The following is a 13,431-nucleotide window of genomic DNA, read 5'->3' on the forward strand; positions in this document are numbered from 1 at the left end:
CCTGTCGGGATCACCAGCCATCGCGACGGCTCCTTCGAACCTGCAATCGATCTTGCCCGTCTTCGCCAAGGCTCGACGGGTGGTTCGAATCCTGTCGGGATCACCAGCCATCGCCCCGTAGCCGGGCCGGGGATTATGCGCTTCTTCCGCCAATCCTCTCGCCTTTTCAAGATTCTGGCAGGGATGAGCGCCGGAGCGGACTGGCGTTCTTTGCCCGTGGGGAGTGGGGCGGGACCCATTCTCCGGTATATTGCCGGCGAAGAATGCCCCCTTGTCATTGCCCTGACATTGTTCTTTCATGAACCTGTCGCTGACCCTGCGGATAAGCGCGGCCTTGCAGTGCCGCGCAGGGATACGAGACAGGGCGGCCAGGGAGGATTGCTTCATGAACATCAATCGTCGTCTCCTGTGCGGAGCGGCTTTCGCGCTGTCGGCCCTCGGCGCCACGCCGGCTTTCGCCCAGGTCGAGCTGCAATGGTGGCACGCTATGACGGGCGCCAACAACGACGTCATCGTGCGGCTCGCCGAAGAGTTCAACCAGAGCCAGAAGGAATACAAGGTCGTCCCGACCTACAAGGGCTCCTACCCGGATACGCTGAATGCCGGCATCGCCGCCTTCCGCGCGGGCAATGCGCCGCATATCCTGCAGGTCTTCGAGGTGGGCACCGCCACGATGATGGGCGCCAAGGGCGCGATCAAGCCGGTGCAGGACCTGATGAAGGAAGCGGGCGAGAATTTCGACCCGAAAAGCTACCTGCCGGCGATCACCGGCTATTACTCGACATCGAAGGGCGAGATGCTCTCCTTCCCGTTCAATTCGTCCTCGGCGGTGATGTGGATCAACAAGGACCAGTTCCGCAAGGCCGGCCTTGACCCCGAAAAGCCGCCGAAGACCTGGCCGGAAGTGTTCGATGCCGCCCGGAAGCTCAAGACCGTGAGCCCGACCTGCGGCTTCTCGACCGCCTGGATCACCTGGCTCAACATCGAGCAGTTCTCGGCCTGGCACAACGTGCCGATCGGCACCAGGGCCAATGGCATGGACGGGTTCGACACGACCTTCCAGATCAACTCGCCGCTGCATGTCCGCCACCTGCAGAACCTGATGGACCTGCAGAAGGACAAGACCTTCGATTATTCCGGCCGCACGAACACGGGTGAAGGCCGCTTCACCTCGGGTGAATGCCCGCTCTTCCTCACCTCCTCGGCCTTCTTCGGCAATGTCCGCGCGAATGCGAAATTCGAGTGGTCGAATGCGGTGATGCCGTATTACCCGGATGTCGCCGGTGCCCCGCAGAACTCGATCATCGGCGGAGCCTCGCTCTGGGTCATGGGCGGCAAGAAGGCGGATGAATACAAGGGTGTCGCGAAATTCTTCACCTTCCTCTCGGATGTCGATCGCCAGGTGAAGCTGCACACGGAATCGGGCTATCTCCCGATCACCAAGGCGGCCTACGAGAAGGTGAAGGCCTCGGGCTTCTACAAGCAGAACCCGCATCTCGAGACGCCGCTCCTGCAGCTCAACAACAAAGAGCCGACGGAGAATTCGCGCGGACTGCGTTTCGGCAGCCTCGTGCAGATCCGTGACATCTGGGCGGAGGAATATGAAGCCGCGCTGACGGGCAAGAAGACCGCGAAGGAAGCGATGGATGCTGCCGTGAGCCGCGGCAACGAGATGCTGCGCCAGTTCGAGCGCACGGTTTCGCGCTGAACTCCGAAAACCGGCGGCCGGGCGACAGCAGCGCCCGGCTGTTTCTTGTTGCGGGAGGGGCCGGCATGGAAAAGCGCGTGGTGTTCCATGGCAAGCTGCTGCCGTTTATTCTGCTCGCGCCGCAATTGCTGGTCACGCTGGTCTTCTTCTACCTGCCGGCCGGACAGGCGGTATGGCAGAGCTTCCTTGTGCAGGATGCTTTCGGGCTTTCCACCGAATTCGTCTGGTTCGAGAATTACCAGATCCTGCTCTCGAAGCCGGATTACTACCGCACCATGCTGACGACGGCGATCTTCTCGTCGCTGGTGGCGTTCTTCTCGCTCTCCATTGCGCTGCTCTTCGCGGTTCAGGCGGACAAGCACCTCAAGTTCGCGACCGGCTACAAGACGCTGCTGATCTGGCCCTATGCGGTGGCTCCAGCCATTGCCGGCGTGCTCTGGCTCTTCATGTTCCAGCCCTCCCTGGGCCTTGTCAGCCAGGCCCTGCGCGCGGCCGGCTTCGAATGGAACCCGCTGCTCAACCAGAATCATGCGATGACTCTGGTGGTGATGGCGGCGACCTGGAAGCAGATCTCCTACAATTTCCTTTTCTTCCTCGCCGGGCTGCAGGCGATCCCGAAATCGGTGATCGAGGCCGCCGCGATTGACGGCGCGACGCCCATGCGGCGCTTCTGGACCATCATCTTCCCGCTGCTCTCGCCAACCACGTTCTTCCTGCTGGTCGTGAACATCGTCTATGTCTTCTTCGACACTTTCGGCATCATCGATGCGGCGACGCAAGGTGGCCCCGCGAGGGCAACCGAGACGCTCGTCTACAAGGTGTTCTCGGATGGGAAGAGCGGCGGCGATCTCGGCGGCTCGGCCGCGCAATCGGTCATCCTCATGGCGATCGTCATCGCGCTGACCGCGATACAGTTCCGCTATGTCGAGCGAAAGGTGCAATATTGATGGCATCCGTGATGTGGAAGCAGCGCACGGCACCGGAACTCAACGCCCTCGCCAAGGCGGGCGCGCTGGTCATCCTGCCCGTGGCCTCGATGGAGCAGCACGGTCCGCATCTGGCGGTGGGGGTCGATACCTATCTCTGCGAAAGCGTTTGCCGTCTGGCTGCCGAACAGGTGGCCGGAGGCGCGTGCATCGTCGCGCCGACGCTCTGGGTCGGCATGGCCGAGCATCACATGGCCCTGGGTGGCACCTTCACGCTCGATATCCCGACCTATCGCGCGGTGCTGATCTGCCTGCTGAAGAGCATCGAGCGGCACGGTTTCAAGCGCGTGCTGATCGTCAACGGCCATGGCGGGAACATCGCGGCGCTCGGGGCCTTCCTGCCCGATTTCGCACGGGAGACCACGCTCTCCATCCGCGCCGTGACCTATTTCGAACTCGCCAAACCCGCGATCACTCCCTTGATCGAGAAGCAGGACGGCACGATGCATGCCTGCGAGGTGGAAACCTCGATGATGATGGCCTTGCGGCCCGATGAGGTGCGCGCGGATCGTCTCGCCGGGGCTTATGGCATGCTGGAGGCGGAATCGGCTGCCCTCATGCGCCCGGTGGTCGCGCGTTACCGGCCTTTCATGGAAATGACCCCCTCCGGCGTGATCGGGGATGCCCGCTTCGCCACGCGCGAGAAGGGCGAGAAACTCGTTGCGGCCTGCGCCGAGGCGCTCGCCAGCTGGATTTCGGGACCCGAGGGACGGAGCTGATGGTCGAACGCAGGCGCCTCCTCGATTTCGTGCCACATCTGGTGCTGCTGCTCGGCATCGCGATCGTGGCCTTCCCGGTCTATGTGGCCTTCGTGGCCTCCACCTGGGATGCCGCGACGATCTCGAACGGCCAGATGCCGTTGCGGCCGGGCCCGCATTTTCTCGAGAACTATTACCGCACGATCTTCATCGGCACCTCGTCCTCGACGCGCGAGCCGGTGGGCACGATGATGCTCAATTCCCTCATCATGGCGATATGCATCGCGCTCGGCAAAATTGCGATCTCGCTGATCTCGGCCTTCGCGGTGGTCTATTTCCGCTTTCCCTTCCGCATGGCGGCGTTCTGGATCATCTTCATGACCCTGATGCTGCCAGTGGAAGTGCGCATTTTCCCCACCTACAAGATCGTGGCGGACCTCAGGCTGCTCGACACCTTCGCGGGCCTCACGATTCCGCTCATCGCCTCGGCGACCGCGACGCTGCTCTTCCGCCAGTTCTTCATGACCGTGCCCGATGAGCTGGTCGAGGCCTCGAAGATCGATGGCGCGGGGCCGATGAAATTCTTCTTCGACACGCTCGTGCCGCTCTCGATCACCTCGGTCGCGGCGATGTTCGTGGTGCAGTTCATCTATGGCTGGAACCAGTATCTCTGGCCGCTCCTCATCACCACCAAGGACAACATGCAGACCATCGTCATCGGCATCAAGAAGATGATCGTGACGCAGGATGCGCTGACCGAATGGCAGCTTGCCATGGCCACCGCCATCCTCGCCATGCTGCCGCCGGTGATCGTGGTGGTGGTGATGCAGAAACTCTTCGTGAAGGGCCTCGTGGAGACCGAAAAATGAGTGACGTGAGGCTCGATACCGTTCGCAAGGTCTATGCAGGCGGGGTGGAGGCGGTGAACGGCGTCAGCCTCGAGATCGCCGATGGCCAGTTCTGTGTGCTTGTCGGGCCTTCGGGCTGCGGGAAATCCACGCTTCTGCGCATGGTGGCCGGGCTCGAGACGATTTCCGGCGGAACCTGCGCCATTGATGGCCGTGTCGTGAACGAGATCGAGCCGGCCGAGCGCGATATCGCCATGGTCTTCCAGAACTACGCGCTCTATCCGCATATGTCGGTCTATGACAACATGGCCTATGGCTTGCGCAATCGCGGCACGCCCAAGGAAGAAATCGATGCCCGCGTGAAGGAAGCCGCGCGGATTCTCGAGGTGGAGCCCTTCCTTCAGCGCAAGCCCAAGGCGCTCTCGGGCGGCCAGCGGCAGCGGGTGGCCATGGGCCGCGCCATCGTGCGCAAGCCGAAGGTCTTCCTGTTCGACGAACCGCTCTCGAACCTCGACGCGAAGCTGCGCATCCAGATGCGTGTCGAGATCAGGAAGCTCCAGCGCGCGCTGAAGACCACTTCCATCTACGTGACGCACGACCAGCTGGAGGCGATGACGCTCGCGGATCAGCTCGTGGTGATGAACAAGGGTCAGGTGGAGCAGGCGGGCGCGCCGCTGGAACTCTACGAAAAGCCGCAGACCATCTTTGTCGCAGGGTTCATCGGGGCTCCGCCGATGAACCTCATCACCGTGCCGGATGGCGGAATGCCCGGCCTCACCCTGCGGCAAAGGCCGGCCGGGGTGGTGGTTCTGGGTGTGCGCCCCGAACATCTCCACGAGGACGGCAGCGACTCATCCGAACTCGCGATCGATATCTCATCCGAACTCGCGATCGATATCGTGGTGAGCGCGGTCGAAGCGGTGGGCGCGGAGACCTATCTCTATGGCGCGCTGAACGGGGATGGGCCGGAGCTTATCGTCCGCGTTCCGGGTCGGGCGGCCCATGCGCCGGGCCAACGCTTGAAGGCCACCGCAGCTGCCGCGCAATTGCACTTCTTCAACCCCGAAACGGGCAGGCGGATCGGCTGATTCAGCCGATCCCCTCGCGGGATCGCAGGCCTTGCCAGCTGCGATGCGCCGCTTTCAGCGTCGGCGCATCTTCGAGGGCGGCGCCAAGGGCGCCCAGTGCTCGCAGGCTGAGCAGGGTCGCAGCCACAATCTCCCCGATTTGCAGCGTACCTGCCATGGCCAGCGCTCCCCCGAGCGACAACAGCAGGATCTGCAGGGTATCGCGCAGACCCGCAACCGCAAGCCGCCGCCTGCGTTCGCCCGCGCGGAAGGAGGCATCGGGTTTCGATGGAGGCGGCTCCGGTGCTGCGCCAAAGCGGATCAGGAGAAGCAAGGCCACGGCGGTGGTGGCACCGAGGAGCGGGTGGAGCACCAGCACGACCATGAGGAATATCGGCACCCAGCCGCAATCGGCGGCAAGAAGGAAGCTGCGGCCGCGCAAGGCGCGTATCAGCGGCTGGCCGGCGAGGCGCGCAGCCTCGCCCTGCTGATCGAGGCGGGCGAGAAGCTTCTGGCTCGCCCGGTCGGCCATGGAGCCAGCCCGGGCGCGTGCAAGAAACTGAACAGCGAGCAACAGCAGCGCTGCGCCGGCCGCAAAGGCCAGTTGGACGACGGACCCGGATGGAATGAGCCAGCCATAAAGCAGGATGACAAAGAGCGCGCCGGAGGCAGCGAGAATGCCCGCGGCAAGAACAAGCAGTGCCGCGCGCAGCAATTCGGCTTCCAGCCGGCCAAGCCCGCTCGCATGGACCGACCCGCCCAGCTGTTGGGTCCATGCCATGATGCCGCCCTCAGGCCGGGAAAGCGTGCCCAACGGGCGGCGAGCCAGGCGGCGGGGACCCAGGTGCCGGCGCGCTTCGAACGGAATGCTCGGTCAGAAACGCGTTCAATTCATCGGCGCTCCAGTCCATGCGTCGCATGAGCCGCTGGAGCGGCGGCCAGCAATGAACAACTTCAGATTGTATTTGTCCGAAGTTCTCAACGTAACTTGCAAAGAATGACAGGAGCCTCTCCGCATTCTCCCGAAGCTTTTGAGGGCTGAGATCAGCGCCGGCCAGCGCGACGCCCTTCGCTTTCTTTTCAGCGATCATTCGCGCGACGAGGAGCTCCACCTCTGCCCAAACCACAGTATCGGCGGGCTGATCCCTGGAGTCATGATGAATAAACCGGCCACCCGGTAATGAACGGCAGAGTTTTTCATATTCACGCGTTTGCATGATCCAGAGATGCCAAAGGTCATCCAATTCCTCTCCGAAGAGAATGTTTCCTGGAAACTCATGGGAAAGGATCAGGAATTTCAGAAGTTCGGTCAGCCGAACGCGCATTTCGTTGGCATCGATCTCGGGCCGCTTGACACGGAAATAAGTGTAGAGACTTGGCGAAAAGAATCTCTCAAACAATGAAGATTCACTTGCCTGATCAGAAACACTGCTCATTCAAATACCCTCCCTAGTAAACAGCACAAATCGTGTCTTCAAGACACAACTTTTGGAAGAAATTACACCCCAGATGAATTTCAGAAAGCTTGTCATAAATTCCAATTGCCTGTCAAGAGACAAAAGGTAAACTTTTTTCTTGACCCGTTAACCATTTTAAACATCATGTCGGCGTTATCATAACTCAAGGGGTGCCAGGGATGACGATTTCACTGAGCCGGGTTTCGATCCGGATGGAGGATGCTGCCGTTCAAGCCGTAATGGGCCGCATGACGGAAGCGATCGCGGCCATGAACGCGGCAGATTGTGGCTGCGGCTGCGGTGGCGGAAGTTGTGGCACGGCTGGCTGTGGCTGCGGCAGCGGCGCAACCTGTGGATGCGGATGCGGGGGTATCGGCGATGGTGGCGGCGGCAGCAGCAGCAATGGCGGCGGGCTGTCGGGCGGGGAACCCTGAGGGCCGGCATGGCAACCGGCGCGGGACGCGCCTTCGGGCGCGTTTTTTCGCCCAGCGCCCGGTTCTCCCCGGCAAGTGCAGGCGGACGGGTTGTCCGTGGCGGACAGCTGGCCGGCCTTCTGCCATTCTCGCAGCTGATTCGAGCGTTCTTGCCGGGGCGGATCAGGATGCGGATGGAAACGTTGTCGCCGGGTATCAAGGCTGGCTTTCGAGCCTCGCTTGCCATGGGGCTTTTCGGGCTTTGCCTTTCCGGCATCGGGCTCGCGCAAAGCCCGGCGCCGGGCGGCTCGCGCGGTGTGCTGGAAACCACGCGCCTGGAGTTGCAACAGGTGGAGGCGGCCTTCCAGCGGGATTCGCTCGATGATCGGCGCCTCGCCGATCTCCGGCAGAGGCTCGTGCCGCTGGCGCAGAGCGTCGATGGCGTGATCGCGAAGGAGCAGCCGGCCGCGGATGAAATCAAGGCCCGGCTCGATCAGCTCGGGCCGGCGCCGGATGCCGCCAAGGGGCAGACCGAAAGCCCGGAAGTCGCGCGTGACCGTGCCGAACAGAGCCGGCTCTGGAAGGAGGCCGACGAAACACTCCGCAGCGCGCGCGCGCTCGCGCTCCGCATCGAACAGACCGCGCAGACCATCGCGGATCGCCGCCGACAGAACTTTACCCGCGAGATCCTCGCCCAGCATGCGGCGGTGGCGAGCCCCTGGCTATGGCTCGATGTCGCCAGGGCCCTCCCCGCAGATGCGGCGGCGCTGCATTTCCTGGGGCAACAATGGGCCTCGGCCATCTTTGCCAATCTCGAATGGTACGAGGCCTTCGTGCTGGCGATGATGGCGGGCGGGATGCTGATCCTCTTTCCGCGCGCGAAAGGTTGGGTGGAAACCGGCTCCTTCCTTCGGGTTGCGCTTTTCGGTGGCGACCGGCCGGATCCGATCCAGAAGATTCTTCGTGCGTTGCGCCGCGTGGCTCTGGCCACGATCGTTCCTGGCGGCGCGCTGCTCCTGCTTGATCTGCTGCTGGACCGCTTCGAGCTTCTGCCCGGGCGAACCTCCCAGGTTGCGGATGCCATGATCTACGGGCTGATCTTCATCATCTTCCTGCGCGGGCTCGCCCATGCGGTGCTGTCGCCGGGCCGGCCCAGCTGGCGCATGGTGGAACTTTCGGATGAGCAGGCCACCGTCTTCGCCGGCACCATCCTGACCATCGCGGTTATCGTTGTGATCGGGCGGGTGGTGGATGCCGTTCTGGCGGCGATTGTCGCGTCTTTCCCGCTTACCGTCGCGATGCGCGGCGTCTTCGCCATCATGGTCAGTCTCACGATGACGAGCGGCCTGCGCCGGGCTTTCGGGCAACGCGCCCATGCGGAGGCCGAGCGCGAACGCCCGGCCGAGCAGAACCAGCCCGTGCTGCCCCTGCGCATTTTCGGCTGGACCGTGGCGTTGATCGTTCTCGGAGCAGCCTTGCTCGGTTTCGTGCCGCTCGCGACCTTCCTGGTGACGCAGCTCACCTGGATCATCACGCTCACGCTGGCGCTGGTGTTCCTGCTCACGATCATCGAGGAGGTCATCAGCACCGGCCTTTCGGCCAATGGCTTCCTCGGCCGCCGCGTTCGCGAGGCGACGGGCATGGCAGCTTCTTCGCTTGATCAGGCGAGCGTGCTGGGTTCCGGCCTGCTGCGCCTCATGCTGTTCATTGCCTTCGGCATGCTGCTGCTGGCTCCATGGGGCGTGGATTCGCAATCCTTCCTCTACAATATCCGCGCCGCCTTCTTCGGCTTCCAGGTCGGGGGCGTGACGATCTCGCTTTCAACCATTGCGGTCGCAATCCTGCTGTTCACCCTCGGATATGGCGCGACGCGCGCGGTGCAGAACTGGCTTGATACCCACTACCTGCCGCGCACCACGCTGGACCCTGGCCTGCAGAATTCCATCCGCACCATTCTGGGCTATATCGGCATCGTCATCGCCGCGATGGTTGCACTGTCCCAGCTCGGGCTTTCCCTCGACAAGATCACCATCGTGGCCGGCGCCCTCTCGGTGGGTATCGGTTTCGGGCTTAAATCCATCGTGGAGAATTTCATTTCCGGCCTCATCCTGCTCTGGGAGAGGCCGATTCGCGTGGGCGACTGGATCGTGGTCGGTGACGAACAGGGGACGGTGAAGCGCATCAATGTGCGCTCGACCGAGATCCTCACCTTCGACCGCGCGAGCGTTATCATCCCCAACTCGGAATTCATCTCCGGCCGGGTGAAGAACTGGGTGCATTCCGACCGCACGGCCCGGATCATGATACCGGTGGGCGTCGACCACAGCGCCGACCCGGCACAGGTTCAGAAGCTCCTGATGGATGCGGCGCTTGCGCATATCGAGGTGATGAGCGAGCCGAAGCCGATGGTGATCTTCAAGAATCTCGGCGAGAACGGGCTCGATTTTGAGTTGCGCTGCTTCACGGATGTCGATTCGATGGCCACGACCCGGTCAGACCTTCTTTTCGACATCTATCGCCGCCTGCAGCAGGCCGGCGTGCTGCTCTCCGCACCCACCCGCAAGCTGGAGATCATGAACCTCCCGCCCATGGTCGATCCGCGCGGCCTGCCTCGTCACGATGATGAGCGAGATGGCTGATCAGCGCCCCGGCGGCAGCGGCGGGGCCTCGCGCATGACGAGAATCGAGATGCGACGGTTCGGCGCGATATAGGGATCGTCCGGGAAGAGCGGCTCGGTATCGGCCTTGCCGATGACCGCTTCGAAGCGCTCATCGGGCATGCCATTGTTCGAGAGCAGGTCGCGCACGCCCAGCGCGCGCTCGCTGGAGAGGCGCCACAATTCGCCGCGATCGCGGCCCTCGCCCCGGCCGGCGCTGGTATGGCCGGTGATACGCAGACGGTTCGGCATGCGGCGCAGGGTGGGAGCAATACCGGCAATGGTCCTGCGCATGCGCTCATAGGGCCAGGCCGACCCTTCCGCGAACATCGAGCGGCCTTCCTGATCGGTGATCTGGATGTGGAGACCGTCTTTCGTCTCCTCGACGATGACATTGCGCGAAACTTCGGTCAGTTCCGGCAGTTCCTGCAAGGCCTGGCGCAGCGAGGCGGCCGCAGTGGTGAATCCGCGATCCGAATAGAAGGTGCCGCTGCCCATCGTGTCGCGCTGGATATGGGTCAGCGGGGTCGTCTGGTCGGAGGCATAATCCGGGGTGTTCTTGGTGACGTTCTTCAATGCCGAGCGGGTCGGGACGCCATCGGCCTCGATCACGGCGGTCTGGCGGGAATGCGCCTGCACGCCGAACGCGTCGCGCATGGAGCCCGCTACCACCTGCATCTTCTTCTGGTTGGGCGAGGAGAAGGCGACGAGCATCACGAAGAAGCTCATCATCAACGCCATCAGATCCGCGAAGGTCACGAACCAGCCGTGACCGCCGCCGGCATGCCCGCCTCCACCTCGTTTTCGCGCCATGAACGCCTCCTCAACTCAACTGATGCGTCAGGCCGCTGCTTCCGCTTCGAGGAACTGCACCTTGTGATGGTCGGGCAGATAGGAAATCAGCATTTCGCGGATGATCGACGGGCTCTTGGCCTGACGAATCTGCAATACGCCATCAATAATGAGGCTGCGCGAGACATCCTCCTCCTCGAGCTTCACGTGCAGCTTGTCGGCGATGGGCAGGCAGAAGAGGTTCGCCACCACCGCTCCGTAGAGGGTAGCCAGCAGCGCGACGGCCATGAAGGGGCCGAGCTTGGAAGGATCCTCCATGTTCGCGAACATGTTCACCATGCCGAGAAGGGTGCCGATCATGCCCCAGGCCGGGGCGCAGTCGCCGATGGCGCGGTAGATCTTCTGGCCCTCGTCGAGATGCATGAGGAAGGTGTCGCGATCCTGTTCCATCGTGGACTTGATGAAATCCGCGTCGTAACCATCGACCACGTAGCGGATGCCCTGGGCGAGGAACGGATCATCGACCTGATAGGTTTCAAGCGCCATCGGGCCGGATTTGCGCATGATCTCGGCGATCTTGGTGATTTCCTCGATCAATCCGCGCGGATCGAGCTTGCGCATCTGGAATGCGAAGCGCAGACCCATCGGCAGGCCGTGCAGCATCATCGACATGGGGTAGCGGATCAGCGTGGCCGAGATGGCGCCGCCGAAGATGACGATGAAGGCATGCTTGTCGAGGTAGATTCCGAAACTGCCATCCATCAACACGAGCACGGTGACGGTCATGCATCCCATGAACAGCCCGATTGCGGTTGCGATATCCATCTCGCCGTCCTTGTCACGCGATTCCGTGCCGGCCCGGCCTCGCGGGTGGCATCCTGGTCGAGCGCAAGACTAGGTCGAACGAGCTAAAGGAACGGTTAAGCGTTAAACATTTTCCCGCTCACGTGGCGTTCATCGGCCCTTGGCGATAAGCCGGGCGCGACAAACCGGCATTCTCGAAAGGTGAGGCGCGCATGGCGCTTGCAAGGCTCTACATCCGGGTGCTGCTCCAACTGGGGCCGGAGATGCGTCTGGCGTTGCTCCTCGTGCTCGCGAATCTCCTGCTGGCCGTGGCGCAGTTCGTGGAGCCCTGGCTTTTCGGGCAGATCATCAACGTGCTCACCGCCGCGCAAGGCACGGGCGGGAAGCCGAAGGTGGAACAACTCTTTCCGCTCATCGGCGCCTGGCTCATCTTCGGGCTCTTCACCATCGGGGCGGGCGTGCTGATCGCGATGCATGCCGACCGGCTCTCGCATCGCCAGCGCCTCCAGATGATGGCCAATTATTTCGAGCATGTGCTGACGCTGCCCCTCTCCTACCACACCTCCACCCATTCGGGCCGCACGCTGAAGGTGATGCTGGATGGCGCGAACGGCATGTTCTGGCTTTGGCTCGGCTTCCTTCGCGATCATTGCGCGGCTTTGGTGGCGCTGCTGGTGCTGTTGCCGCTGACCCTGCTCATCAACTGGCGGCTCGGCCTGCTGCTGGTGGTGCTGGTGGTGTTCTTCGCGGTGATGATGGCGATCGTCGTCAACCGCACGGCCCGGATGCAGGACAGCGTCGAGGGCTATCATTCGGAGCTCGCGGAGCACACATCCGATGCGATCGGCAACATCCCGGTGATCCAGAGTTTCACCCGCGTGCAGGCCGAGTTGCAGCATCTTCGATCGGTGATCGACCGCCTGCTCTCCGCGCAATTGCCGGTTCTCGCCTGGTGGGCGCTGGTTTCGGTCGCGACGCGCGCCTCCTCGACGATCACCGTAACCGCCATCTTCCTGCTCGGCACCTATCTTCACCTCAACGATCTCGCGACGATTGGCGATATCGTCACCTTCGTTGGCTATTCCACACTGCTGATCGGCAAGCTCGAAGCCGCCGTGGGCTTCATCAACCAGCTTTTCATGCAGGCGCCGAAGCTGAAGGAGTTCTTCGAGGTGATCGACACCGTTCCACAGGTGCAGGATCGCCCGAATGCGACCGATGCCGGCCGCCTGACCGGCGAAGTCGCCTTCGACGGCGTGAGCTTCTCCTATGATGGGAAGCGCCCGGCGATCCTTGACCTTTCGCTCGTCGCGAAGCAGGGCCAGACCATCGCGCTGGTGGGTTCCACGGGTTCGGGCAAATCGACGACCCTCGGCCTGCTGCATCGCGCCTTTGACCCGCAATCCGGCGCGATCCGCATCGACGGAAAGGACATCCGCGATTTCACCCTGCAATCGCTCCGCCGCAACATCGCGGTGGTGTTCCAGGAGCCGATGCTCTTTGCCCGAACCATCCGCGAGAACCTCGAGGTCGGCCGGTCGGGTGCGTCCAACGAGGAAATGATGGCCGCCCTGGAGCGTGCGCAGGCGCTCGAATTCATCGAGCGGCAGTCGAACGGGCTCGATACGATTGTGGGCGAACGCGGCCGTTCGCTATCGGGCGGCGAGCGCCAGCGCCTGTCCATCGCGCGCGCCCTGCTGAAGGACCCGCCGATCCTCATTCTTGACGAGGCGACCTCCGCGCTCGATGCCGGCACCGAGCAGAAGCTCCAGCTGGCGCTGGAAGAGGTGATGAAGGGACGCACCACCTTCGTCATCGCGCATCGCCTCGCGACCATCCGCAATGCCGATAACATCGTGATGCTGGAAAAGGGCCGGATTGTCGAACAGGGAACGTTCGACCAGCTCGTGGCCCTCAATGGCCGGTTCGCGGCCTTGGCGCGCGCCCAGTTCATGGCCGGGTCCGACGGCGAAACCCTGCCGGCGGATTAATCGGGAACAT

General features: G+C 62.8%; 12 protein-coding genes. 7 read left to right on the top strand and 5 right to left on the bottom strand.

Annotation, left to right across the window (positions count from 1 at the left end; genetic code table 11):
* Positions 1-393: hypothetical protein (locus ACKODO_RS03405; RefSeq protein ID WP_408982045.1), on the bottom strand; the 393-nt coding region annotated here is incomplete at its 3' end.
* On the opposite strand from ACKODO_RS03405, the gene ugpB reads away from it, so the two are divergent.
* The 5 genes from ugpB (at position 386) to ACKODO_RS03430 (ending at position 5,328) form a co-directional block, all read left to right on the top strand.
* Complete coding sequence (ugpB, locus tag ACKODO_RS03410; protein ID WP_408982046.1) at positions 386-1,708, top strand: sn-glycerol-3-phosphate ABC transporter substrate-binding protein UgpB; 1,323 nt, start codon at positions 386-388, stop codon at positions 1,706-1,708. The two genes, ACKODO_RS03405 and ugpB, sit on opposite strands and share 8 nt — an antisense overlap.
* A gap of 65 nt (positions 1,709-1,773) precedes the next feature.
* Entirely contained in the window at positions 1,774-2,655 is an 882-nt protein-coding gene (ugpA, locus tag ACKODO_RS03415; RefSeq protein WP_408982047.1) for a sn-glycerol-3-phosphate ABC transporter permease UgpA, read from the top strand.
* The gene (locus tag ACKODO_RS03420; RefSeq protein ID WP_408982048.1) at positions 2,655-3,413 is read left to right on the top strand and encodes a creatininase family protein; all 759 of its coding nucleotides are present in this window, start codon (positions 2,655-2,657) and stop codon (positions 3,411-3,413) included. Before ugpA ends, ACKODO_RS03420 begins: the two co-directional genes overlap by 1 nt.
* Complete coding sequence (ugpE, locus tag ACKODO_RS03425) at positions 3,413-4,261, top strand: sn-glycerol-3-phosphate ABC transporter permease UgpE (protein ID WP_408982049.1); 849 nt, start codon at positions 3,413-3,415, stop codon at positions 4,259-4,261. Before ACKODO_RS03420 ends, ugpE begins: the two co-directional genes overlap by 1 nt.
* Positions 4,258-5,328, top strand: coding sequence for a sn-glycerol-3-phosphate import ATP-binding protein UgpC (locus ACKODO_RS03430; RefSeq protein WP_408982050.1), 1,071 nt, complete (start codon positions 4,258-4,260; stop codon positions 5,326-5,328). The genes ugpE and ACKODO_RS03430 overlap by 4 nt, the downstream gene beginning before the upstream one ends.
* Before the next feature lies 1 nt (position 5,329).
* On the opposite strand, the gene ACKODO_RS03435 is transcribed toward ACKODO_RS03430, so the two are convergent.
* Together ACKODO_RS03435 and ACKODO_RS03440 are read right to left on the bottom strand one after the other, a co-directional pair.
* Positions 5,330-6,088, bottom strand: coding sequence for a hypothetical protein (locus ACKODO_RS03435; RefSeq protein WP_408982051.1), 759 nt, complete (start codon positions 6,086-6,088; stop codon positions 5,330-5,332).
* 10 nt (positions 6,089-6,098) lie between these two features.
* Positions 6,099-6,743 (bottom strand): hypothetical protein, encoded by a 645-nt coding sequence (locus tag ACKODO_RS03440; protein WP_408982052.1) that lies wholly within the window; start codon positions 6,741-6,743, stop codon positions 6,099-6,101.
* Positions 6,744-7,371: 628 nt separating this feature from the next.
* On the opposite strand from ACKODO_RS03440, the gene ACKODO_RS03445 reads away from it, so the two are divergent.
* On the top strand, positions 7,372-9,816 hold the full coding sequence (locus ACKODO_RS03445) for a DUF3772 domain-containing protein (protein WP_408982053.1): 2,445 nt from the start codon (positions 7,372-7,374) through the stop codon (positions 9,814-9,816).
* Here ACKODO_RS03445 and ACKODO_RS03450 read toward each other — a convergent pair whose 3' ends face one another.
* A complete protein-coding gene (locus ACKODO_RS03450) occupies positions 9,817-10,647 on the bottom strand; it encodes a flagellar motor protein MotB (protein ID WP_408982054.1) in 831 nt (276 codons plus the stop codon). It lies immediately after the preceding gene.
* Positions 10,648-10,674: 27 nt separating this feature from the next.
* Positions 10,675-11,451, bottom strand: a complete 777-nt coding sequence (locus ACKODO_RS03455; protein ID WP_408982055.1) for a motility protein A — start codon at positions 11,449-11,451, stop codon at positions 10,675-10,677.
* 191 nt (positions 11,452-11,642) lie between these two features.
* Between ACKODO_RS03455 and ACKODO_RS03460 the strand changes: the two genes are divergently transcribed.
* On the top strand, positions 11,643-13,421 hold the full coding sequence (locus tag ACKODO_RS03460; protein WP_408982056.1) for a glucan ABC transporter ATP-binding protein/ permease: 1,779 nt from the start codon (positions 11,643-11,645) through the stop codon (positions 13,419-13,421).
* The last annotated feature ends 10 nt before the right edge of the window (positions 13,422-13,431 follow it).

It is taken from the genome of Rhabdaerophilum sp. (assembly GCF_046092605.1).
GTDB lineage: Bacteria > Pseudomonadota > Alphaproteobacteria > Rhizobiales > Beijerinckiaceae > Rhabdaerophilum.